Origin of the sequence: uncultured Ruthenibacterium sp., assembly GCF_963558415.1 — a bacterium.
In the GTDB taxonomy this organism is placed as follows: domain Bacteria; phylum Bacillota; class Clostridia; order Oscillospirales; family Ruminococcaceae; genus Ruthenibacterium.
Window position 1 is genome coordinate 1 of sequence record NZ_CAUWGY010000023.1, and the last position, 24,173, is coordinate 24,173.

Consider the following 24,173-nt stretch of genomic DNA (forward strand, 5'->3'; position numbering starts at 1 on the left):
CAGGCAGAAAAGTCAAGGGCATTTTTCGGTAAAATGTCTGTTTTTATCAAAAAAGATGATGAGAGATTCAGCATGCGCTCCTTATCAATCAATGGGGGTGAGAGTTAAGCGATCCTCTGGTCCTATTGGACGCAGTACGCGGCAAGGGTTGCCCACAGCTACCATACCAGCGGGAATGCTTCGTGTTACTACGCTGCCTGCGCCGATGACGCTGCCCGCCCCAATGGTCACTCCGCCGCAAATCGTTGCATTCGCACCAATCCAAACGTTTTCCTCAATGGTAATGGGCGCAGAAGTTCCAATGCCACAGGCGCGCTGTTGGGCGTCCAAAGAATGACCGGAACAAGCAATTACTACTCCAGGGGCAATAAATGCGTTTTCGCCAATATGAACAGGTGAAGTATCCAAAATGACACAGTTGTAATTAATGACTGCCAGTCCATGGGTGTGAATATTGAATCCATAGTCACAATGGAAGGCAGGTTCAATAAAAGTCAATGGATGGCACGTCCCCAATAATTGCTTCAGGATTTGTGCGCGCTTTTTTTCTTCGAACGGAGCAGTTTGATTGTATTTCCAGCAAAGTGTTTTGGCCGTTTTTTGCAGAGCAGAAGGCATGTCTTTGTAATCGGAACAATAATTGTCTTTTGTCTGCATTCTTTCTAACATTTGCATGCTTATTCCTCGTTTCTTTCGTTTTTCAAAGATTCTGGCAATGATTGTATCATAGAGGACCTACCCGGCTCAATCACCATTTTCCGGACAAAGACGTACATTGGAAAGGAGGTGATTTTCTTGAAAGGCAAATTTTTGTTCTCGGCAGGCTTTGGCCTTTTATGGCTGGGCGTCTCTATGTACTTTTCAATTTTTTGGGCACAGGAGGCGGCACAAGCATTGCCGGAACTTTATGTTTGGTGGGCAATCATTGGAATAGCTCTTCTGCCGGGCTTTTTAATGAGTGCGATGTTCTTTTCCAATTTGATTCATTGGAGATTAAAAAAATATCCATCGACAGCACAGGCCACGACCGTGTTGATGTGTGCGTACAATGAACAAGAAACCATTGCGCAAGCAATTCAGGCAATTTTGGATCAGGAATATTTAGGAGCCATTCGATTATTGGTGATTGACAACGGCTCTACAGACAATACGAAACAGGAAATACTGAGGATGCAGCAAAAAGCGAAGGAAAACCGAATGGTAGAGTATTTGTTTTGTGCAAAGCCGGGAAAGGCGAATGCATTAAACTGCGGACTTGCTCAGGTACATACCCCTTTTTTTCTAACGGTGGATGCAGATACATTTTTGGAAAAAAGGCCATCCAAAAAATTATGGACCACATCGTAGGAGCCCCAAGTGCATGTGTGGCGGGTAATTTGTTTGTACAAAACGCAAAGGCGTCGCTGGCGTCAAAAATGCAAAATTATGATTACTTGTTAAGCATAGCGGCCGTCAAGCGTTTTCAAGGGAGTTATCAGTCCACATTGGTGGCACAAGGAGCGTTCAGCGCCTATCGAACGGAAGTGGTTCGTGAAGTTGGCGGATGGAAAAATGTACTAGGAGAGGACATTGTATTGACCTATGCTTTACTGGAACAGGGGCTGGCTTCTTCCTACGAGCCGGCGGCCGTGGGTTATACAAATGTTCCGGCTAGTTGCAATGCGCTGTACAATCAGCGAAAGCGATGGGGCATGGGTATGTTAGAAGGTTTGTCTTCGGTCCCGCCATGGAAACAGGGAACTGTGTATTCGCGCTATTTTACCTCGGTAAATCTTTGGGTGATTTATCTGGATATGGCGTTTCTTTTTGGACTCATACCAGGAGTTCTCTTAGCATTGTGCGGGTATTACTACTTGGCGGGCTGCCTCACGCTGTTTACTGCTGCTGTGGGAGTGGTTTTATTTGCCAGTACGTATCTTTATCAAAAAAAATTGAATATTCCATTTCAAAATGATTTATTGGGCTTTATCTGTTTTCTATTTCTGTTCCAAGCAATTCAAAGCACCGCTGCTCTGCATGGGTATCTAATCTGGCTGTTGGGCGGAAAGGGGGAGTGGAAATGAGATGGCGAAACTGGCTTTTTTGCATTGCGGTAATCGGGGTGATTTTGGGCATCACAGCCTGTTTGCTTGTACACATGTAAAAATTGAGGAGAGTTCTTTGTGAACTCTCCTTATTTTGTTTCAGAGAACTGCCACGCTTCGTACAGCCATTGGTTCCATTCAGCATCAAATTGGCTGGCATGAGTAATCAGAAAATGATGAGTCCAGCGGCCGGGGTAGGGTTGTACCGAAACGGCCACTCGAGAAGAATTCAAAGGATGCGAAAGACCTAGACTGACCATAAGGCAGTGCTCCGGCCATTCCTTCTTTCGACGAATGGGAATACAGGCACAAGCGAAGAGATGGCGTCCGTAAAAGCTAATTTGTGCTTTCTGAACTTTTACACGAGTTTCTGGAAGAAGTTTTTCGAGATTATCCGTGAATGCACGATACAATTCTAATTCAAACGGATGATTTTCAAAGAAAAAAAGAACATCCTGCCAGTAGTGTTCCGGAAGTTCCATCATGATTCCTCCCTTCGTTGGTTTCAGCATATCACAGGCGAGGTATCTTGAAAAGAAAAATCGCCTTTGTAGTGTACAAAGGCGATTTTGGTAGAACAATTATTTGTATTGTCCAAGATACTTTTTGGTGTTGTTGACCATTTTAAAGAAGAGTTCTTCTGCTTTGTCCGGTGAAATGGTGACCAGAGGATCATTTTGGAAAGCACGCAGGCAACCTTCAAATTCACCTTTCAGGCAGCTTGTAACGACTACATCATAGTTGTCGGAAACACGCATGGTCATAGCGTGGGGTACACCGGGCAGATCGCCGGCAATTACAGGTACAACTTTATCCGAGGAGAAGTGAGCATTGGTCTCCACCACACGACCCAACGGAATATTCGCAATTTGGCCGCGGTTAGGCATGTTTACATTGGTGACCAGCTCGCTCAGACCCATGATTGCCTTCATCTGTGCGACGCCCTCTTCACCGGAAACATCCATCTGGAATTTCCGTGTGCCCTGAATGAGCGCGTCAGATTTTTCAAGGCGTTTGTGATACTCTTTGATGCGTTCGGAAACCGGTGTAATACCGAAGCCCCAGCTCTTAACAGTCTCGGGGTCTTTCAAGTACCAGCTTCCGGGGCAGAACTCTGCCAAATGACGGTCGCCAGCCGCCGCGACAAGGCCATAGCGCAGGAACAAATCAAATTTTACCTGCTGCTTAAACGAATACATGCGGCAGGAATCGTCCTCGCCAAAGTCGTGGTTGTCAATTCCGTCACGGTGCTTTTTAGCAAATTCCAGATAAAGGGGGAACAGATCCATTCCCTTATAGCTGGCTGCGTCAATCCAGGTAAAGTGGTTAATTCCTTTTACGTTTACGCGGATTTCTTGGCGGCTTACATTTTTGTATCCGCACATTTCGTCCAACATGGAAACCATGAGCTTCTGTGTGCCAAACACTTCGTGGCAGCAGCCAAACGCTTTGATCTTCGGGAATACTCTGTAAAGAGTATCTGTACACATGGACATGGGGTTAGTGTAGTTGATGACCCACGCCCGGGGAGCATACTTTTCAATAGCTTGTGCGATTTCTACATACATGGGAATGGTACGCATAGCGCGCAGAATACCGCCCGGACCTGTAGAATCACCTACAGATTGATAAATTCCGTACTCTTCGGGTGTATGTACATCGGACATCATATCCTGCAGAGTGCCGGGGAGAATGGAAATCACCACAAAATCCGCTCCGGTCAGCGCGTCTTTCAAAGACTGCACCGCTTTGTAACGGAAATTTTGCGCCTCGATTCCATTGCCGATTTTTTCGTTTCTCTGCGCGGCTTCAAAGTCGATGTCGTACAGCAGAACCTCGCCGGCAATATCCGGATCGGTTGCAAGGTCGCTCATCAATTTCCAAGCCCACGCTTTTGAACCGCCGCCAATATAAGCAATTTTCATTTGACGGGAAGTTGTAACATCCATACTTATCCTCCACTTCTAACTGAGATCGTTGGCGCGTTTTTAGTTAAGCGGCATCCTTAGGAAATGTCGTTGGGATAGCCGTCGTGGCAAATTTCAAACCAGACATAGTCCAGAACTTCGCCCTCTTCGGCAACGCTTCCGTGATGGAAACCATGTGTGGTATAAGTAATATCGCCGCCAAGCACTTTGACTTTCTCGTCTCCGGCGGTATAGGTGAAGCTGGAACCGGGAAGAGCAATGTACCACTGCTCAAGTTCATTGTGCACGTGATCGCCGTTGTAAGCAGGACCCTTGCCAAGCGTGGCGCCCATGCTGAAACGACCCAGATTGCGGTGCTCCAGAAGCATTGCGGATGTAGTGCTGGGGCCTTTGAATTCTTCTTCATAAGTCCAGCATTCGGACAGACCGCGGAACCGAGGCAGCGTCAGGCTGCTTTCACGGATAGATTTAATGTCGTACTCGGACATTTTTCCAAGCATACGTACAAATACCAAATCTGTAGCCGCGTGGATGAAGAATTTCTCTTTGTCAAAGTTGGGTACGAATACAGCGGTTTCCACAATATTCCAAGCTCTTTTTTCACCGCCGATGTAGCCCTTGCCCTGGATGAACAGGAAAATTTGACAAGTATCCTCGAATTTGAAGAGTTCCGGACGCCAGTCGGTGCCAGCTTTCAGCGTGCAATACTCAAATTTGCAGTCACTGTATTCATTTACCAGAACCGGCGTTTGGGAAAGGCCGTCTTTAAAGTTGGGAACAATTTCTGCCGCGCGAACGATTTTAACGATGCTCATTGGAAGAGTCCTCCTTTTGTTGTGTGTGTTTCAAATATGATGATCTGCCTAAAAAGCAGAGTATCATCCTTTTAATCCGGATGTGGCGATTCCTTCTACGAAGTATTTTTGAGCAAAGAAGAAAATAAGAATCACCGGAAGGATGGTTACTAAGGCCATGGCCATGATTTGGTTCCAAGGAACGGTAGATGCGGCGTCCAGGTTGATCTGAAGGCCAAGGGCCAAAGTATATTTGCTGACGCTGTTGATGTAAATCAATGGATTGAAGAAATCGTTCCAAGTCCACATGAATTGGAACAAACCTGCGCTGAACAGAGCGGGTTTCATCAACGGAGCCAAGATGCGGAAGAAAAGCTGAAGAGAACCGCAGCCGTCGATATAAGCTGCTTCGTCCAATTCCCGGGGAATACTTCTCAAAAATTGGACAAGCTGGAAAATGAAAAACGGATAGCATGCTAAAATAGCAGGAATGATAAACGGCTTATAGGAGTTCAGCCATCCGAATTTGTTGAACAAAAGATAGCGCGGAATGATAATGACGGCATCCGGCAACATCAAAGTGGCAATCATTAAAGCAAACAACGGCTTTTTTAAGGGGAATTCAAAACGTGCAAATCCGTAAGCCACAAGGCCGCAGCTCAAAACGGTGAACAGAACCGTAGGGACCGACAGCACAATGGTGTTCCGGAAGAAATCCGTAAAATTGTATTCACCAACGCCGTTCCAGCCGTCGATAAAGGCCTGGAAAGAAAAACTTTCTGGCAAAAGGCTGGTGTTTCCGAAAATTTCAGCATTTGTTTTGAAGCAAGCGAAAAACATCCAGACCAGAGGATAAACCATTGCGATGCCGAACAGAATCAAAATGAAATAGGAAAAGAAGGCGGCAATTTTTTTGCGCCCAGACATTGTTTTAAGCATCAGGATTTCCCCCCATCATCGTAATAAACCCACTTGTCGGATGTGCGGAAAACGATTGCGGTAAGTACCAGGATAATGGCAAACATAATCCAGGATACTGCGCAGGCATAACCCATTTTGAAGTTTTTGAACGCTTCATTGTAAAGTTTCATACCGATCAGATAGGTGGATTTCAAAGGTCCGCCATTGGTGATAACGAAAGCGGATGTGAAGTTTTGGAACGAGTTCACCATCTGCATGATCAGATTGAAGAATACAATCGGCGTGATCATGGGAAGTGTGATTTTAAAGAACTGCTTGAATTTGGAAGCACCGTCAATGCTGGCTGCCTCATACAAATCGACAGGAACCTGCTTGAGAGCTGCTAAGAACAGAACCATTGAGGAGCCGAATTGCCAAACTTGCAGCAGGCAGATGGTGATCAGAGCGGTGGAAGGAGTTCCCAACCAGTCAATCGGGCCGATGCCAAGGTTCCCCAGCAGGCTGTTGATAATGCCTTCTTTCATAAACATCAAGCGCCACAGAGCCGAAATGGCCACGCTGCCGCCCATGATGGAAGGCATATAATAAATAGTACGGAAAAAGTTAATATGTTTTAATTTCAGATTGAGAATAAAAGCGACAATCAATGCGAAGATCAACTTGCTCGGAACAGAAATCAATGCGTACAGCAACGTTACGCCCAAAGATTTTTTGAAATCCGGGTCAAGGGTGAATAGGCGGATATAGTTTTCCAGTCCCACAAACTTGGGTTCGCTCAACATGTTGTAATCTGTAAAAGAATAAATGAACGAAGCTATAAAAGGATAAAGCTGAAGCACAAGGAAACCAATCAACCACGGGGAAATATAAAACAGTCCTTGATACTTCTTCCATTGAATTGGCCTGCGCGTTTGCCGCAGCGCATTCCCGGCAGGCACATCTTTGGTTTTAGATCCCATCACCATTCCTCCTAAAATAAATTGTATGGACATTACGTGCGCCGCAGGCGCCGTTTTGGACTGTCACAATTCTATCATTTGGGGTGCGGCGAGAAAATCCGGTTGACCAACAAAAAGGTATCATAATTCGTCTTGTATTGGATTTCATGCATGTAATTAAGCGTTACGGGTTCATAAAATATGTGGCTTTTGTACAAATGGAGTGTTTTAAGATACCTTTTGGCGTGTGAACAACCTATCATTCGGGGGGTACGTCAAGTATAATATGTTCATCGAACAGGTTCCGCGGGAAGGTTGAGAGGAATCCGGCGGAAACCAAAAACAAAATGTTTGGAGTTTGTAAGGAGGAAGAAAATGTTCAAGAAAGTTTTAAGCATTGGCCTTTCTTGCTGCATGGCGCTGGCATTGCTTTCCGCATGCGGCGGGGCAGATTCCCAGGCCTCTTCGACAGCGACTTCTACCAGTGGAGACGCATCTGCAAGCACGGCTGACAAAACATTCAATGTTGATGAAGCGGGTGAAGTTTCGTTCCGTTTCTCCTGGTGGGGCAACGATGCTCGCCATGAGGCAACATTGGAAGTAATCAACAACTACATGGAGTTACATCCCAATGTACACATTGAAGCGGAGTACCGCGGAAAATCTGAACGTGAAAAAGTTGCCACTGAATTGGCAGGCGGCCAATTGGCTGACCTTGTTCAGTTGGACTACAACTGGGTACAGGATTTCTCTCAGAACGGCGAGTTCTTTGTTGACTTGAACACTTTGGATTACATTATTGATATGTCCGGGTTTGATATGGACCTTGCCAAAGAGTATGGCGAGGTAGATGGCAAACTGTATGGACTGCCCACTGGTGTGAATGCTCGTGCCAACCTGATCAATGTGGATCTGGCTGAAGAGTTCAACATTCCCACGGATCTTTCCACCGAGTGGACTTGGGATGATTATCTCGAGATCGGTAAAACCGTTCACGAGCAGGATCCCGAGAAGTATTTCTTGAATGCGGATAGTGTTACGATCAACTCGTTCCTCCTCCGTCCGTATTTGGTTCAGCTCACTGGAAATCAACTGGTTCAGGATGACTATACTCCTGGCTTTACCACAGAAGAACTGGCACAGGCTCTGCAGTACATTGGACAGTTGTATGAGCAAGGCGTTGTTCTGCCGGCCAGCGAGGCAAACGTATTCCTCTCTAACCCCTGGACCAACCCCCGTTGGGTCAACGGTGACTTTGTGACAGAACTGACCATCAGCTCCACCATGCCTGCTGAGATGGCCGACATGCCGGGTACACCGGGCGCATTTATCATCCCGCAGATGGAAGGTGCGAAAGATTCCGGTATTACGGTAATGCCCTCTCAGTTGCTGGCAATCAGCAATACTTGTGAGAATCCTGAAGTAGTGGCCGACTTTATGAACTATTTCTTCAATGATGAAGAAGCTGGCTTGATTCTGAAGGATTGCCGTTCGATTCCGCCGGTTGACAAAATCCGTGAACTGTGCGCTGAGAACGACGCATTGGATCCGGTCGTTGTGGCTGCTACCGATTACGGCCTGGCCAATCGTGGCATGAGCAACAACGTGCTTTCCGGTAACGAGGAACTGTCCAGCATCCTGCAGGATGCCTGCGAGCAGGTCGCTTACGATCCGGACAATTACCAAGCAATTGCTGAGGACACCATGACTCTTTATAATGATGTTCTTGCAACCTTGAAAGCATCCAACGGCTGATATTTTGAAATCTGCAACAGCGCCTCGCGTCTGGCTGTTTTATCAGCCGGCGAGGCGCTGCTTTTATTTGAGGGTAGGAAAAATGAAAAAAATCAGTTTTTTAACATTTTATTTTTCAGAGGAAAATTACGATTTAATTGATACACCCGAAGTTTTTGAAAAACGGGCTTTGGACCTGACACGGATGGGTTTTGACGGGATTGAACTGATGGTGCGAGACGCATCGAAAGTGAATCTTGCAATGATGGAACAACTGGCGCAGCAGGGGGTGCGCTATGCAGCACTGGGAACTGGAAAAGTTTACACAGTTGACGGCCTTTCTTTTTCGGATCCTGACCCAGTTGTGCGCAAAGGCGCTGTTCAGCGTATTCGGGACAGCATCGATTTGTCCACAAAGATCGGTGCCCCGCCAGTCATTCTGGGAAGTTGCCGAGGGGCCAGCAAAGATGTAGATGGAAAGGCAATGAAGCGTATCTGTGATTGCCTGAAAGAATGCAGCGAATATGCAGAAAAACGGGATATTCGGCTTGCGCTGGAACCGATGACGAGTTATGAGTTGCCTTATATCTGTTGTGTGGATGAAGCTATGGAAGTTCTGGATCAAATCCAATCTTCTCATTTGGGACTGACATTGGATACCTGCAATATGAATATTGAAGAAGATTCCCTGGAGCGTGCTGTAATGAAATCGGCAGGCCGTATTTTCCATGTGCAAATTGCGGACAATAACCGCAGATACCCGTCCAGTGGGCATATTCCGTTTCAAAGTTTTCTCGCGGTTTTGTATGCCACTGGTTATGATGGGTATATCTCAGCCGAATTGAGCCGGTATGAAGAGCCGCTTGAGGATGCGCGGCGTACATTGGAATATTTGCGAACGGTCACTCATGCGTTATGATATTTCGCAAATTTTACGTACAAATGTGATATAATAATTCCTCATTTAAAAATATGCCCGAGCATTTTCCGGGAGGAGGGGCAAAAATGTATCGTTTGATTCTGATTGATGATGAACCGCATGTGCGTAAAGGCCTTCAAACCTGTTATCCATGGCAGGACTGGGGATTTAGTGTAGTGGAAGCGTTTGAAAATGGGCATCAGGCATTGGACTATATTCTGCATTATCAGGTGGATGCTGTGGTCAGTGATGTGCGAATGCCAGTGATGGATGGGATGGAATTTATCCGAAATCTTCGAGACAGAGGATATTCTACGCCTGTACTTTTTATTAGCGGTTACAGTGATTTCGATTATGTGAGACAGGCTTTGGTCTACGACGCTACCGATTATGTTCTGAAACCAGTTAAGACTGAAAAACTCGCAGTTGCGCTTCAGCGGATTCGAAAGAAATTGGAAGCGATGTATGGGGAAGAAATGATGTCTCAGCCAGAAGGCTATTACGATAAGATTATCGACCAGGTTATGCGTTATGTTATGGACAACTGTCGAACGGCAACTTTGGAACAGGCTGCTGCAGGAGTAGGCCTGAGTCCCAATTATCTTTCCAAAATTTTCAAAAAGAAAACAGGAAGGGTTTTTTCAGACTATCTCACCGAGGTCAAGATGAAAAAGGCGGCTCGCCTGTTGAAAGATATCCGGATCAAGACCTATCAAATTGCCTACGAAGTTGGGTATGAAAACCCTAAAAATTTCTCCAGGGCCTTCCGGGCATATTACGGGAAGTCCCCGCGGGAATACCGGGACGGAGGCACTGAGGATGACACGAAAGAGCTTGGGTAAAACCCTTCACATCCGCCGCAGCTTTTTTTTGAAAAACTTCGCTTTTACGCTGGGGCTGATGATTGTCCCTATCGTACTGCTTACTTTCGTTGCAAGTAGTTACGCGCAGCGAGAATTGCGAAATGAAGTGGAGCGAACTTCTCGGCAATCTTTGGAATACATTCGAAACAGTTTTGACAGTGTGTTTCAGGAAACATTTGGCTATCAGACGCAGCTTTCTGCAAATCCGCGCATGAATGTACATATGATTACGGCATTGGCCGGAAATTCATTGGATTATGAAGAACAGTCGTCCTTGCGCAATATGTTCAATTCCATCACTGTTCTCAGCAATATTAAAAATTATGTGTATTCTTTGTACTTATCCGATGAAACAAGCGAATATATGATTGTCGATGGTACTCGTATTCCCATCGATCAGTATTCGGATGACTGGCGCGAAGACTATTGGAAACAGGACAAAGATGTCACCTATTGGGCCACATTGCGCTCCATACAAAGGTATGCTTTTGAGGACCCTGTCGAGGTAATTACAGTGTTCCAACGCATTATGTACAGTGGAGTCATGGTAGTCAATCTTCGGGCTTCGTATTTTGAAACCTTGCTGGACCCTGATAACATGGTGGATGGGCAAATGGTGTTGGTTTTCAATGAGGACGACGAACTGCTTATAAGCAATGCTCAGAAAGATGCAATCCCTCAGCAGAACATTGAAGAGATTCGACAGCGCTTGCAAACAGAGAATGATTTTCTTTACGATGGATATTACATTTCTGGTGTGAAATCAGATCGGTTTGGTATGCAATATATTTCTCTGATTCCGGAAAAAGCGATTTATCAAATCTCAGATGCCTTTATCAAAACGATGTTGATGGTTGCATTACTAGCAGTCGCAGTGTCTATTTTGTTGGCTTTTCTTTCCACGCGTTCCAGGTATAGACAAATTTGCACACTTTTGAATACCTTTGAATTGGCGGAACAGGGAAAAGAGATTCCGATGCCGAAGTATCGTCCCAATGATGTATACTCGTATATACTGGAAAGTTCGATCAATACATTTGTACAGCAAAGTTCTTTGAAAATGCGAATTTCTCAACAGCAATTGGCCCTTTTAAATGCAAAATTAGCGGCGCTGCAGTATCAGATCAATCCACATTTCTTGTTTAATACATTGCAATCAATTAATATCGAAATTATTCGAGCCGCAGGTCGGCAGACTCCTGCCAATCAGATGATTGGACAGCTTTCTGATATTTTACGGTATTCTTTAGGCGATCCCGAACAACCGATTTGTGTGAGAGAAGAAATTGAGATTTTGAAAAGTTATGTAGATCTTCAGCGCTATCGGTATGATGAGAGATTCATTTTGTTTTGGGATTATCCCGAGAGTTGTCTATCACGCAAGATGCCGCGGATGATTTTACAGCCGCTGGTAGAAAATATTCTAAAACATGGCCTGACCGATCAGCAAGCGACCATTGCAAAGATTCGAATTCGTGAAAAGGGCGATGCGCTCGTTTTTCATGTTATCGACAACGGAGCGGGAATTTCAAAGGAGAAGCTGGAACAAATTCGGAATAGCTTGGAGAACAGTAAGCGTCTGGATGTAGACAGTGCCTCAAAAGATCATTTTAATATTGGCCTTTCCAATATTCATCAGCGGCTATGGATCCGCTACCCAAATTGCAAAGGACTCAATATTAGAAGCAAGAAGAATTTTGGAACAGTTGTCAGCTTTACGATTCCAATCTATGAAGACGGAAACAGTACCGAGTTTCCAAAGGTAGAGTTGTAAAATAAAAAGGCGACGTCTTAACCGACGTCGCCTTTTTGTTGCAAGAAGAAAATTGATTGAAGAAATCTATGTGCTTTTTTAGATAAATAAGGGGATAAAAAACTATGCGATACTGCTTTTGAACAGCAATAGTATGAGGAGCATACTAATAAAAAAGCTACATTTCAACCTTGTTCCCAAGGTCAAAATGTAGCTTTTTACCTGGTGCGAGGAACGAGACTTGAACTCGCATGGTATAACCACACGCCCCTCAAACGTGCGCGTCTGCCGATTCCGCCATCCTCGCAAAAAAGACATGGTTTCATGTCAGCGAACATTATTTTACCATAGATACTGCTAGGAAGTCAATTCTTTTTTATGTTTTTGTTTCCAGTTATGATTCGCCGATTTTCTTTTTACATAGGGTGTAAGAATATGATATACTAAGACAACAAATAGAAAGATGAGGCACTGCTGATGTGGTTTGAAGAAAGTGTTTTTTATCAGATTTATCCTCTGGGGTTATGTGGAGCACCGCGTGAAAATGATGGTGTTCTTGTTCCAAGAGTTCAAAAGATATTGAATTTTGTCCCGCACATTCAGTCTTTAGGGGCGAATGCAGTATATTTTTGTCCGATTTTTGAGTCGGATGCCCACGGCTATGACACACGTGACTATACAAAAATTGATTGCCGGCTTGGAACAAATGAGGATTTTGCTCAAGTATGCGATGCATTGCACAAAGCGGGAATTCGTATTGTGCTCGATGGTGTGTTCAATCATGTTGGGCGTGGCTTTTGGGCGTTTCAGGACGTACTGAAAAACCGTTGGAATAGCCCATACAAAGATTGGTTTTTTATCAATTTCGATGGCAATAACGGCTACAACGACGGCCTTTGGTACGAAGGATGGGAAGGGCATTTTGAACTGGTAAAATTGAACCTGCGAAACGATGCGGTTGTTCAATACCTTTTTTCGTGCATTCGAGGATGGATTGACCAATTTGACATTGATGGACTGCGGCTGGATGTAGCGTATTGTCTGGATATGGACTTTTTGCGCAGTTTGAAATCTTTCGTGAGTTCTCTGAAACCGGATTTTTTCTTAGTAGGGGAAATGCTTCACGGAGACTATAATCAGCGCGTCAATGGCGATATGTTGGATTCGTGCACCAACTATGAGTGTTATAAGGGGTTGTATTCTGCCTTTAATAGTATGAATCTCTTTGAAATTGCTCATAGCCTTCAGCGTCAGTTTGGTGAAGAACCGTGGACACTCTACAAAGGAAAACATTTGCTGTGTTTTGTAGATAACCATGATGTAACTCGCATTCATACGATTTTGCAGAATCCAGAGCATTTTAATTTAATATACGGATTGTTATTTTCTATGCCTGGTATCCCGTGTGTATATTATGGAAGCGAGTGGGGAATTGACGGCGACAAGAGAGAAGGGGACAATACTCTCCGTCCTGCCCTTGATCAGCCTGTAGAAAATGAAAAGAGCCGTTTTGTGGCAAAGTTGGCGCATGCCCATCGTGAAAGCCAAGCATTATGCTATGGAACGTATCGGACAATTCTTTTGACAAATCGGCAATATATTTTTGAGCGGAGCACAAAGGAAGAGAGAGTTCTGGTAGCAATCAATGCGGATGCGGTTCCTTATGTGGCGCATTTTGATGCGGGAGCAGGATGCGCAGATGATTTGATTACAGGTAGCTATCATGATTTTGGCGGTGGAAGCGAACTGCCGCCGTATAGCGTGGCCTATTGGCGTGTAAAATGAAAATGGTAGAGCGGATGAAGTGTTTCATCCGCTCTTTATTGCATACAACAAATCAAAGCCGCTATTTTATCGACGGAATCATAGAGAAGATAAAGCAGCGATGAATCCAGCGGCATACTAGTTGAAATCCCCTAATAGTTACTTCTTTTTCTGTTCCTCCAATGTTTTGAAAAAATCTTTGGCAGTGATCCACCAATACCGATATCCAGTTGATTTGGGAGTGATCAAAATGCAGAATAACACGTTGATGCAGATTAGAACCAATAAAAAGAGTTGACTATGTATCATCTGTGTCTCTCCCTGCCAAGTCTTTTCAAAATTCAATACCGTGAGACACAAGATCCCTTCGCTTATAAAGGTCAGGACAATAAGAAAACCACCCAAAGCATTGCGGGGGATTTTGCTTTTTAAAACAGTGGCCTTTTCGGGACGCAGCATCTTTTTCAAAATAAGGCCGCAGGTGAGTGCACCAGCCAAAATATTCATAGCAATGGTTTTGGACACTGCATTGACTTCTCGTCCATAATTGGGTAAGTACATCTCTCTGACCCACATGCCGGACTGTTTATATTCCAAAATACAGGCGATGTCGCCGTTGTAGGCCATCCGAACGGTCACTCCAACCAGCTCGCCCTCTTGAATATTGCCGTTTCGAATATCGTACCCTTTTGTTTTGTCGCCCACTTGAATCATTGCGGAGCCTTTTTTTCCACGATAACCATCATACCAGCCAACGATGGTCCCTTCACAAACAGGCCAGCGCCCTGTAATTTTATTGGAAAGATCGTCACAAATCGTAGCTATTCCGGCGAAGATGATTATGACATCTAATATAATTGTAAAAAAGACAAACAGTGGAAAAGTAAATGTTTGAAGACGTTTAACTTGAAGTTCCGTTTCGTTTTCTAGCCCTTTTCTGGCCCATTTTTTTACTCGCTCTTCGGTAAGCTTACATGCCAGAAAATAGAAAGTTGCCAGTCCGCAGCCTAAGAGAAACCACACATATATAGTTGACATTGCCATAATGCTCACCTCTAGTCATCTGAGTTTTAAAGAGTGCCATAACAGATTGCTTTGCAGTGGCTTTTGATAAATTCTATCATGATACGGTTTTCGGATTAAGTTTTCTTACCTGACCCTTTCTTACATAAATAGCAAATTCGAACCTGTTGAAAACTGGCGCAAATTCGGGTGGAAATATCCGCACATCATACATACTTGAATGATTGACGATGCCCATTGTATTAGATACAATAATTCTAAATATAATTCTCTGTTTCACGAATAGGATGATATAGAATAGGATGATATAGATATAAACTGTGTGATGCTGAACGCTATTGTACACAGAATTGAAAAGGGGGGACAAAGATTGAAGCAATCTACTGACGAAAACAAAAAGATACAGGCGATTAAAGAAGCAACCAGCTTTTTGTTTCACAAGCACTATTGCGAAAATGATGTGGAAGCGATTATCAAACTCTTTGATAACAAACTGAGCTGGATTGGTGCGGGTGAAAATGAATATGATATGGGGACCGAAAAAATTTCCAGCATTTTTCGTCAGTTTGCAGGTAGGATTCCCAAATGCAATATCTGGAATGAAGAATACCACGTGATCGACGTTTCACCGGACATATATATTTGTACTGGAAGAGCATGGATTGCTACCGATCCTTCCACCAATGTTTATTTGCGCGTACATCAGCGTATTACGGCCGTCTTTCGTTGGGCAGATGGTGCACCACGCTGTTGCCATATTCATGTCTCCAATCCATATTCCGAAATGACACAAGAGGATGTGGGCTTCCCGACACAAATGGGTCGGCATACATATGAGTATTTGAATCAATGTATTGATGAATACAAGAGAAAGATAAAAGAACAAACGGAAATCCTGAAAAGATTGAGTTTTGAAGATTCGCTGACTGGACTGTTTAATCGCAATAAGTTTAATCAAACTATGCAAAGTTTTGAAATGGCATCATTTTCACAACTGGGCGTTGCGTGTATCGATTTAAACGGATTGAAGAAAGTCAATGACCAAATGGGACATAGCGCCGGAGATAGCCTGATTCGCTGCACAGCAGGCCATATTTCCCGTGAGTTTCCAGGAAAATCTTACCGTATAGGCGGCGATGAATTTCTGGTCATTGATACGGAATTGGAAGAAAGTGCTTTTCGAAAGACTATCTCGGATGTGCAAGCCAATATGGCACAAGATGGTATCAGTGTTTCTATTGGTATATCGTGGAGATGCAACCGTTGCAACATAAAAGAGCAGTTTGATGAAGCGGATCGGCTAATGTACCGGGCAAAAGCCGAGTTTTACAGTTCATATTATAATGATCGGTGACGAAGCGAACCAGAATGGGAGATGTTTGGGAGTGGAGGTGTATATGTTGCTCATCGCGATGGGCAGAAGACTCCTTTAGAAAGAACGATTGCCGTGTTATGTAATCTCTAAATTTCTCTATTTGAGATGCCGGGTCCACATCAATTGCTCATTGAATCTATAGAATACCAAAGAGATGTCCAAACAAAATGTAGCAAATCGATTCCATAAAAATCCGCTATCATATAAAAAGACACACCGTATGGCGTGTCTTTTTTGATATTGCAGTTTTGAAAATACATCTCAGGCCCGTGCCCAAAACAAAATCAAGGTTCAGCCCAGTGGAAAGAAGTTGCGACGGAATGGGCAAGGGGTGATTTTTGCAAAAAAAAGTCGCTGCGAACAATAATGTTCGCAGCGATGTGGTGAGCCACCGGAGATTCGAACTCCGGACACCCTGCTTAAAAGGCAGGTGCTCTGCCGACTGAGCTAGTGGCTCATCTCTTTGGCGCTTGATTATTATACCAAACCGATTTTTTGATGTCAAGCGTTTTTTGAATTATTTATAGAAGATTTTTCACTACTACCAGAATACTTTACAAAATGACGTGAATTCGGTATAGTATATAAGAGTTATTGTGTCCTTGCGCGCGAATCGACAGGATGCAAAATGTCTATATTTTATAATTTTAGGAGATGCGCCATGAAAAAAGTTTTGTCCCTTCTTTTGGCCCTGACCATGGCGGTGGGCCTGCTCGTATCTTGTGGCGGAAAACAGGAAGATTCTTCCACCAGTACGCCGGTAACGCCTGCTTCTTCCAGTGAGCCGGAAGAACCACCTTATAATCCAAATCCATTAACAGGACTTGAAAATGATGGTAGTTATACCCCAGGCGAGCGTTTGACTGCCATTATGATCAACAATATTGCTGGCAATGCAGCCAACAATGCGCGGCCTCAGTGGGGTATCTCTAACGCGGATATTTTGGTGGAGATCAAAGTAGAGGGCGGCATTACACGTTTCATGGGCCTGTTCTCTGATTATAAGAGCCTTCCTCAAGTAGGTCCTGTTCGTTCTGCGCGTGATCAGTTTTTCCAGTTGATTCTTCCCTGGGAAATGTTGTACGTACATATTGGCGAATCCACCGTTCAAACAGAGTACAAGACCGTTTGGGAATACGAAGATCGTGATTTGAACTTGGACAGCACCAATTTCCCGCGGGATCAGGAGCGTTTGGCTACTGGTGTGAACAGAGAGCATGCGGCTTATACCAATGGAGAGATTTTGAGCGAACTTGTGGAAGATCGCGGTTACGATATGAACCGTACTTATAACAGTTGCTTCTTTGACTTTGTGAATTACAATGAGCCCAATCGTGTATTGACTGGAGACGACGCGGTTAAAATCGACATTATTCATTCTCAAAATTATCGTACATATTTTGATTATGACGCGGCTACCAATCGTTACATGATGAGTCAGTACAGTGCCTACTGGGGGAAGATTCATCCCACAGTAGATGCAAACAACGATGAGCAGCTCGGCTTTGAAAATGTAATCGTTTTGTTTACGGATATTCATCGTCACCCCAATTATGTAAATGACAGCTACGACATTCAGCAGGTAGAATATGGCAATGGCGGTGTGGGCTACTATTTCAATGGCGGTAAAGCGGAGTACATTCGCTGGATGAAAGGTGCACCCAACCAGGTGTTGCGCATTTTGGATGGCGAGGGAAATGAGCAGTCTGTAAAGATCAATCCGGGCAAAACCTATTTGGCGATTGTCAGCACAGGTGAGGATACTGCTGGTCAATTTGGCTATTATCCTGCGGAGACTGCTGAATCTACGAGCGTTCCTGAAGCAGATTCTTCGGCAGCGAATTATGTGGATACCGATCAATAAAATGATCTGGACGGAATGCTGGTAAAGGAGATGAATTGATGAAGCGTTTTCTAGCCCTGTTTTTAGCAGCGGTGTTGACGTTTTCCTTGGCGGCGTGTAATGAGGGACAAGAGGATTCTTCGAGCGCAGTTGCCAATGGCGGCATTTCCCAACCGCAGACTGAAGCGCCAGATTATAATTTGCTCACTGGTCAGGATCTTCCGGAAGGGGTCCAGCCCGGTCAAAGACCTGTGGCAATCATGGTGAACAATGCCCAAGCGGCTATGCCCCAAAGGGGAATTGGTTCTGCGGATGCAATTTTTGAGATGGTCACAGAGGGCGGAATTACTCGTATGATGGCGATGTATTCGGACATCTCTGCGATTCCTCAAGTAGGTCCTGTTCGTTCTGCAAGGGATCAGCATTTGCAATTTGCACTTCCTTTAAATGCGATTTTCGTTCATATAGGAAGTAGCGTGTATGCGCAAAACTTGTTGAATGAGTATCAGTATCAGGACATTGACGGGTTGTATCTTGGCACAACTTCTTTCTGGTTCGACTCGGAACGTGCCAAAGGTTATTTGCAGGAACACTGCTGGTATACGGATGCTTCTTTGATTGCAGCGGGCATTGAGAAACAGCAGATCAATACTTCGGGTGCGGCTGTACCTCTTTTCTGTTTTGCGGAACAGCCAGTCCAGTTGACGGAGTTGGATGCTCCAGATATTGCGTTTAGCTTTTCTTCTACCAGCCAAGTTCGTTTGGTTTACGATTCCGCTACTGGAACGTATTTGAAACAGGCTTATGGCGCGCCCCAAGTGGACGAGCTGACAGGTGCACAATTGGCATTTAACAATGTAATTATTTTGTTTGCAGAAGTGAGCTTAAAACCGGACGGACAGTGTACGGACTTTAATTTGTCCAGCGGAACAGGATATTATTGTTACGGTGGAAAAGCAGAATCCCTCACTTGGACCAAGGGGAAAGCGGACAGCGTTTTGAAGTTATACCATGCGGATGGAACAGAATTTGATGTGAACAGCGGCAAAAGCTACATAGCGGTCGTTGGTTCTGACCAGGCTACTACATTGACGTTGAATGCTTCGGTTCCTCCTGCTGCCGCAAGCGTTTCTCAATAATAATTGTATAAAAAGGCGCTGGGCTTCCAGCGCCTTTTTGATTGGTATAAGTTCAATTTGTGAGAAAAAGAATTGGCCATTGAAAACTTTTAAATATTGCATTCGGGGTCTGTAAGGATGAAGACGAGAGAGGATTTTCAATATAACAAGAGTTTGACGATTCCTTCCGCATGGGTATGGCACAAAACAAATGTAAAACATCTTTTGTGTGATGGACGGACTTGCGTAATGCAAAGTCAGCGTTTATAATAACACCTGTATGCAGTTTGCGATAAATTGAGTGCATCCCCCATGCTCTAATGTGTATGGGGGATATGTCGTGCCCGGGCATATTGCCGGAGAGGTAAGAACAAATTAGAGGGACGGAGAAAGCGTATGAAAGTTTTATTTCAATTTCTGATCTGTTTGATTGCCACTACCATCGGCGGTATTAGTGGAGTAGGCGGTGGTGTGATTATCAAGCCGGTTATGGACGCTGTGTCTGGGCTTTCGGTAGCGACCATCAGCTTTTTGTCGGGTTGCACAGTTTTGGGAATGACCATTGCCACGATGATTCGTAGCCGAGGCGGTGAAGTGAAAGTAGAGCGTGGTCGCGGTACCATGTTGGCTTTGGGCGCTGCTGTGGGTGGCATTGTAGGCAAAGAAGTATTTGAGATGGTTTCACAGGCTGGTGGTATTGCCGTATCTGTCGCTCAGCAGGTGATGATGATTGCACTTACTTTGGGGGTATTGATTTATACTTTAAATCGTTCCCGAATTACTACTAAAAATGTGCAAAACAAAGTGATTTGCTTAGTGATCGGGTTGGTTTTGGGATTGTTGTCTGCCTTTTTAGGAATCGGCGGCGGCCCAATCAATTTAGCGGTTTTATACTACTTCTTTTCTATGGACTCCAAAACGGCGGCGCTTAACTCTCTGTATGTCATTCTTTTTTCTCAGGGAGCCAGCTTCTTGTACACCTTAATAGGCAACACTGTTCCCGATTTCGAATGGCCGGTATTGGTAGTTATGGTTATCGGAGGCGTTGTGGGCGGTACTTTGGGACGTTCCATCAGCCGCCGGTTGGATAATTCCGGTGTGGACAGACTTTTCTTTTGGCTGTTGTTGGTGATTACTGGTATCAGTATTTATAATCTGGTCAAGTTGTTTTAAATGAGCCGAGTTTTGCAGACGTTTGATATCGGCTTTGAATAAAAATGAGGGTGCATCCCGCAAGATGCACCCTCATTTTTATTTAGATTTCCCATAAAGAATACAGTTGCAACAAGCAAAGAGCACCGGTAATGGACCACAAAAAAATATGCTTTCGGTTTGTGGACCAGTTCAGATGCCTCGCCAGCACCAGTGCCGCAGCAGCACAACAGAAGCTAAAATAGATTCCGGTTCGTTGACCAGAAACGCCCACACTAGGAGTAAAACCCATGGCAGCCTGACTCATACCACCTGCCGCCAGCAAGGCCCAACACATCCATGTATCCCGGCTGATGCCCAAAGCACCAAAAATATTCAAAAGACACAAGGCGAATAGTCCGTATGCCGCTAAAAGTGGAATATAAGACCAAGGAGAGCCGCAGTTCGCCAAGGTAATGTATCCGTTGGCAGTATAACTATCTGTGAGAGCAGTCCAAGAGGGAATCAAACGAGCCACATCGTATTTGAACAGACTCATAGGAAGAAGGAGTATACAAGGAACCAACCCCAGAAGGCGGGCCAATAGGGGAGCACGTTTTTCCCACAATAACGCGGCCAACACTACACAGAACAGATAAAAGATATTGTCCCGATCGAAAATCTTGGAGGAGATGGCGCCGGAAATACCAATTTCTGCTTTTTGCAATATCGAAAGCATAGGGAAATTGGGATAAAAGGCGGTGATGTCCCCTTCGGTGCGCATAGCGTTGCCAGGACATGTAAAAATAAATAAAAGTGCACAGATACACAGGAAAAACTGTACCCAGAGAAATGGATGGATATGCAAATCACGCGAACGTAAAAGAACCATTCCACCGATCAGCAAGCAGGGCAACAAAAGGGCCGGTTGTTCCATATTGGTGCTGAGAATCAGAGCAAAGAAGCCAATGATCCATAAAACAGGGCCGACTTTTTCTTTTCGAAGAAGACGAAACAAAGGAAACAACGCCACCAGTCCGAAAAACAAAGGCCATAAATAAGCGATGCTTGTCACGATCCAACCGGCGGTGGCCAAAAGAGGCCATTGATACAAAAATACAAAAGCACACAAAAGCCAGGACAGACTGGCTTTTTCTTCAATACAAAGTCCGTAACCCATCAGCCAAGCGGTCAGTGCAATAAACAGAGGATTCAGCAACCGCCAAATTAAGGGGGGGAGCATAGAAAAAATACAGAACAAAGCTTCAATTAAAAGACGTCCGGACCAGATGCGATAGTGTTCGGCCAAGGTAGCGAAAAGAGAACCCCAATCACTCCAGTCCGACATAATGGAGCTATAAAGTACCTCATCACCAGGAATGTATACAAATTGCAGGTGACAAGCCAGCATCACAACCAGTAGAGTAAGGTACGGCATGCGCGGGCTAGTGGCTAACGTGCGAAGGCGAGTGGAAAGGCTCATGAGAACTCACCTCCCAGATACTGTCCAGTATGAATCAATGATTTATGGCCGTTCGCCCCATAGGCAAAGCAAAGCTCATACTGCTCGGGAGAATCTTCCAGCGCACGTAAGGGGATATAGGCGTAAAAACCGGCGCACTCATAATTGATTCCGTCTGAAAAAAGTTGATTGATCTCGCTGCGTCGAACCATTACAGTGGGCAAACGCAAATATTCATTTGTTGATTTGTGATATAACACAGCGAAATTATTGACGGATTCAAAACGCTCGCCCTTCACAAGTGCATAGCCTTCCAGAGTGCGATAATCCGAACCGACGGTCTCGGTACAATCCCAAACAAAATTGGCAGGCTCCTCCTGAGACCAAAGAGTGGTATCCAACGGACGCACACGGCGCACGTCGGCTCGCAAAAGCAAACAGAACCCCAATAATGCAATTGCCAAAACGATTCCGAACAAAATATATAGGCGTAGCGGAGCCGGTCGGCTCTCCGATAAACGGGCGCTCATTCGTCCAATTTGAGCACGGCGGTGAACGCTTCGCTGGGAACGGACACAGTGCCGAGCTGACGCATTTTCTTTTTGCCCTCTTTTTGCTTTTCTAAAAGCTTTTTCTTACGGGTGATATCGCCACCGTAACACTTGGCCAATACGTCCTTGCGCATAGCCTTAACGGTCTCTCGAGCAATGATTTTGCCACCAATAGCCGCTTGAATCGGAATTTCAAACATTTGCCGAGGAATGTTTTCCTTCAGCTTTTCCGCAAGACGACGTCCTTTGGCATAAGCGGTATCCGCATGAACAATCATGGAAAGAGCATCCACCATGTCACCGTTCAAAAGGATGTCCAGCTTCACCAGCTTTGATTCTTGGAATCCTTTCATTTCATAATCATAGCTGGCATAACCGCGGCTGCGGCTTTTAATGGCATCAAAAAAGTCGTAAACGATTTCGCCCAAAGGAAGTTCGTAGTGCAAATCCACTCGGGTGGCGTCCAGATACTTCATGTCACGCATCACGCCTCGGCGATTTTGGCATAGCTCCATCAGACTCCCGGTGTACTCAGTGGGAGTGTAAATGTGGGCATCTACAAAGGGTTCCTCCGCCTTGGCAATCTTAGCTGGATCCGGATAGTTTGTGGGGTTGTCAATCAACATCACAGTACCATCCGTCAGTGTGATACGATATTCAACACTGGGTGCAGTGGTGATCAAGTCTAAATCGAATTCCCGTTCCAGACGTTCTATGATAATTTCAAGATGCAAAAGTCCTAAAAAGCCACAGCGGAATCCAAAGCCGAGAGCCACTGAGGTCTCAGCATCAAACGACAGAGATGCATCGTTAAGTTGAAGCTTTTCCAGTGCATCCTTCAAATCCGGATATTTGGCTCCATCCGCCGGATAAATACCGCAAAATACCATGGGTGTGACTTTGCGATATCCAGGCAGAGGTTGTGGTGTCGGATTTTGCTTGGAGGTAACTGTATCGCCAACGCGTGTATCCGCCAGCGTTTTGATGGAGGCCGTAAAGTAACCTACATCGCCAGCTTTCAGCTCGCCGCAAGGAGCCAGTGCCGTGGCACCCATATGGCCCACTTCAACCAAAGAAAATTCCGCACCGGTCTGCATCAAACGTACGGTGTCGCCAACTTTCATTCTGCCGTCAAATACACGCAAATAAACAATAACACCTTTATAAGGGTCGTATACCGCGTCGAAAATCAGCGCCTTCAGAGGAGCGTTTTCGTCCCCTTTGGGGGCGGGAATATCGGTGATGACTCTTTCCAGAACATCGGTAATACCAATGCCCATTTTGGCAGAGACCCTGGGCGCATCCAGGCAAGGAAGACCAATTACATCCTCTACCTCCTGCGCGACTCGATCGGGTTCCGCACTGGGCAAATCAATCTTGTTCAAAATTGGAACTAACTCCAAATCATGTTCTAAGGCGAGATATGTGTTGGCCAAAGTCTGGGCTTCTACGCCTTGACTTGCGTCCACCACCAAAACGGCGCCCTCGCAGGCAGCAAGACTGCGGCTAACCTCGTAGTTGAAGTCCACATGTCCCGGAGTGTCAATCAAGTTGAATTCATATGCTTCTCCATTTTGTGCCGTGTACTGAAGGGTCACAGCACGCGCCTTGATTGTGATGCCGCGTTCACGTTCCAAATCCATATCATCCAAAATTTGCGCTTCCATCTGGCGCTCATCCACAGCGCGGGTGCTTTCCAAAATTCGGTCCGCAAGAGTGGATTTTCCGTGGTCAATATGGGCGATAATGCAAAAGTTGCGGATGTGCTTGCTGTCCAACTGGTCTTCCTCCATTGCTGAAAAACTCGATTTTATTAGTATACCATACTCGTTCCCTATTTTACAATGTGGTTTCAGTGGAACATGTGTTATAAAATATATAAATATTACTATAAGTATATAAAATATCGAATTTGATGTGGATTTCTTGACGGAAAAAGTGTTGTTTGATAAAATCACCTTTGTATGTAATG

At 44.9% G+C, this 24,173-nt stretch carries 21 protein-coding genes and 2 tRNA genes; 11 read left to right on the top strand and 12 right to left on the bottom strand.

Features of this window, described 5'->3' with window-relative positions:
- Positions 1–84: 84 nt before the first annotated feature.
- Positions 85–675, bottom strand: a complete 591-nt coding sequence (locus AB5H98_RS05835) for a sugar O-acetyltransferase (protein WP_367924980.1) — start codon at positions 673–675, stop codon at positions 85–87.
- A 120-nt stretch (positions 676–795) separates the two neighbouring features.
- Between AB5H98_RS05835 and AB5H98_RS05840 the strand changes: the two genes are divergently transcribed.
- Together AB5H98_RS05840 and AB5H98_RS05845 are read left to right on the top strand one after the other, a co-directional pair.
- Positions 796–1,347 carry a glycosyltransferase family 2 protein gene (locus AB5H98_RS05840; RefSeq protein ID WP_367924981.1) on the top strand — a complete coding sequence of 184 codons (552 nt, stop codon included), beginning with the start codon at positions 796–798 and terminating at the stop codon, positions 1,345–1,347.
- Entirely contained in the window at positions 1,332–2,063 is a 732-nt protein-coding gene (locus tag AB5H98_RS05845) for a glycosyltransferase family 2 protein (protein WP_367924982.1), read from the top strand. The genes AB5H98_RS05840 and AB5H98_RS05845 overlap by 16 nt, the downstream gene beginning before the upstream one ends.
- A 110-nt stretch (positions 2,064–2,173) precedes the next feature.
- Here the strand turns inward: AB5H98_RS05845 and AB5H98_RS05850 are convergent, their stop codons facing one another.
- The 5 genes from AB5H98_RS05850 to AB5H98_RS05870 all read right to left on the bottom strand — a co-directional run bounded on the left by AB5H98_RS05850 (position 2,174) and on the right by AB5H98_RS05870 (position 6,686).
- On the bottom strand, positions 2,174–2,569 hold the full coding sequence (locus tag AB5H98_RS05850; RefSeq protein WP_367924983.1) for a DUF5655 domain-containing protein: 396 nt from the start codon (positions 2,567–2,569) through the stop codon (positions 2,174–2,176).
- A gap of 96 nt (positions 2,570–2,665) precedes the next feature.
- The gene (locus AB5H98_RS05855) at positions 2,666–4,033 is read right to left on the bottom strand and encodes an alpha-glucosidase/alpha-galactosidase (protein WP_367924984.1); all 1,368 of its coding nucleotides are present in this window, start codon (positions 4,031–4,033) and stop codon (positions 2,666–2,668) included.
- Between the two features lie 56 nt (positions 4,034–4,089).
- Positions 4,090–4,827, bottom strand: a complete 738-nt coding sequence (locus tag AB5H98_RS05860; RefSeq protein WP_367924985.1) for a cupin domain-containing protein — start codon at positions 4,825–4,827, stop codon at positions 4,090–4,092.
- 63 nt (positions 4,828–4,890) lie between these two features.
- Positions 4,891–5,745 (bottom strand): carbohydrate ABC transporter permease, encoded by an 855-nt coding sequence (locus tag AB5H98_RS05865; protein WP_367924986.1) that lies wholly within the window; start codon positions 5,743–5,745, stop codon positions 4,891–4,893.
- Positions 5,745–6,686, bottom strand: coding sequence for a carbohydrate ABC transporter permease (locus AB5H98_RS05870; protein WP_367924987.1), 942 nt, complete (start codon positions 6,684–6,686; stop codon positions 5,745–5,747). The genes AB5H98_RS05865 and AB5H98_RS05870 overlap by 1 nt, the downstream gene beginning before the upstream one ends.
- A 354-nt stretch (positions 6,687–7,040) precedes the next feature.
- On the opposite strand from AB5H98_RS05870, the gene AB5H98_RS05875 reads away from it, so the two are divergent.
- The 4 genes from AB5H98_RS05875 to AB5H98_RS05890 all read left to right on the top strand — a co-directional run bounded on the left by AB5H98_RS05875 (position 7,041) and on the right by AB5H98_RS05890 (position 11,955).
- Positions 7,041–8,420 carry an ABC transporter substrate-binding protein gene (locus tag AB5H98_RS05875; protein WP_367924988.1) on the top strand — a complete coding sequence of 460 codons (1,380 nt, stop codon included), beginning with the start codon at positions 7,041–7,043 and terminating at the stop codon, positions 8,418–8,420.
- A gap of 82 nt (positions 8,421–8,502) precedes the next feature.
- Positions 8,503–9,318 (top strand): sugar phosphate isomerase/epimerase family protein, encoded by an 816-nt coding sequence (locus tag AB5H98_RS05880; RefSeq protein ID WP_367924989.1) that lies wholly within the window; start codon positions 8,503–8,505, stop codon positions 9,316–9,318.
- A gap of 86 nt (positions 9,319–9,404) precedes the next feature.
- Positions 9,405–10,160: a response regulator gene (locus tag AB5H98_RS05885; protein ID WP_367924990.1), complete on the top strand. Its 756-nt coding sequence runs from the start codon at positions 9,405–9,407 to the stop codon at positions 10,158–10,160.
- The gene (locus AB5H98_RS05890) at positions 10,138–11,955 is read left to right on the top strand and encodes a histidine kinase (RefSeq protein WP_367924991.1); all 1,818 of its coding nucleotides are present in this window, start codon (positions 10,138–10,140) and stop codon (positions 11,953–11,955) included. Before AB5H98_RS05885 ends, AB5H98_RS05890 begins: the two co-directional genes overlap by 23 nt.
- 202 nt (positions 11,956–12,157) lie before the next feature.
- Here AB5H98_RS05890 and AB5H98_RS05895 read toward each other — a convergent pair.
- Positions 12,158–12,241: transfer RNA gene (locus tag AB5H98_RS05895), tRNA-Leu, on the bottom strand.
- Between the two features lie 170 nt (positions 12,242–12,411).
- Here AB5H98_RS05895 and AB5H98_RS05900 point away from each other — a divergent pair.
- Positions 12,412–13,719, top strand: coding sequence for an alpha-amylase family glycosyl hydrolase (locus AB5H98_RS05900; RefSeq protein ID WP_367924992.1), 1,308 nt, complete (start codon positions 12,412–12,414; stop codon positions 13,717–13,719).
- 138 nt (positions 13,720–13,857) lie between these two features.
- On the opposite strand, the gene AB5H98_RS05905 is transcribed toward AB5H98_RS05900, so the two are convergent.
- Positions 13,858–14,742 carry a hypothetical protein gene (locus tag AB5H98_RS05905; RefSeq protein ID WP_367924993.1) on the bottom strand — a complete coding sequence of 295 codons (885 nt, stop codon included), beginning with the start codon at positions 14,740–14,742 and terminating at the stop codon, positions 13,858–13,860.
- 349 nt (positions 14,743–15,091) lie between these two features.
- On the opposite strand from AB5H98_RS05905, the gene AB5H98_RS05910 reads away from it, so the two are divergent.
- On the top strand, positions 15,092–16,075 hold the full coding sequence (locus AB5H98_RS05910; RefSeq protein ID WP_367924994.1) for a diguanylate cyclase: 984 nt from the start codon (positions 15,092–15,094) through the stop codon (positions 16,073–16,075).
- Positions 16,076–16,477: 402 nt separating this feature from the next.
- Here the strand turns inward: AB5H98_RS05910 and AB5H98_RS05915 are convergent.
- A tRNA-Lys gene (locus tag AB5H98_RS05915) sits at positions 16,478–16,553 on the bottom strand.
- A gap of 204 nt (positions 16,554–16,757) precedes the next feature.
- On the opposite strand from AB5H98_RS05915, the gene AB5H98_RS05920 reads away from it, so the two are divergent.
- The 3 genes from AB5H98_RS05920 (at position 16,758) to AB5H98_RS05930 (ending at position 20,230) form a co-directional block, all read left to right on the top strand.
- Entirely contained in the window at positions 16,758–17,960 is a 1,203-nt protein-coding gene (locus AB5H98_RS05920; RefSeq protein WP_367924995.1) for a DUF3048 domain-containing protein, read from the top strand.
- 38 nt (positions 17,961–17,998) lie between these two features.
- Positions 17,999–19,078, top strand: coding sequence for a DUF3048 domain-containing protein (locus tag AB5H98_RS05925; protein WP_367924996.1), 1,080 nt, complete (start codon positions 17,999–18,001; stop codon positions 19,076–19,078).
- 375 nt (positions 19,079–19,453) lie between these two features.
- Positions 19,454–20,230, top strand: coding sequence for a TSUP family transporter (locus AB5H98_RS05930; protein WP_367924997.1), 777 nt, complete (start codon positions 19,454–19,456; stop codon positions 20,228–20,230).
- Between the two features lie 82 nt (positions 20,231–20,312).
- Here AB5H98_RS05930 and AB5H98_RS05935 read toward each other — a convergent pair whose 3' ends face one another.
- From AB5H98_RS05935 to lepA, 3 genes are read right to left on the bottom strand one after another with little or no spacing between them, the layout of a single operon-like run.
- Complete coding sequence (locus AB5H98_RS05935; protein WP_367924998.1) at positions 20,313–21,671, bottom strand: DUF6056 family protein; 1,359 nt, start codon at positions 21,669–21,671, stop codon at positions 20,313–20,315.
- Positions 21,668–22,180 carry a hypothetical protein gene (locus AB5H98_RS05940; protein ID WP_367924999.1) on the bottom strand — a complete coding sequence of 171 codons (513 nt, stop codon included), beginning with the start codon at positions 22,178–22,180 and terminating at the stop codon, positions 21,668–21,670. The genes AB5H98_RS05935 and AB5H98_RS05940 overlap by 4 nt, the downstream gene beginning before the upstream one ends.
- Positions 22,177–23,979 (bottom strand): translation elongation factor 4, encoded by a 1,803-nt coding sequence (lepA, locus tag AB5H98_RS05945; protein ID WP_367925000.1) that lies wholly within the window; start codon positions 23,977–23,979, stop codon positions 22,177–22,179. The genes AB5H98_RS05940 and lepA overlap by 4 nt, the downstream gene beginning before the upstream one ends.
- Positions 23,980–24,173: the final 194 nt, after the last annotated feature.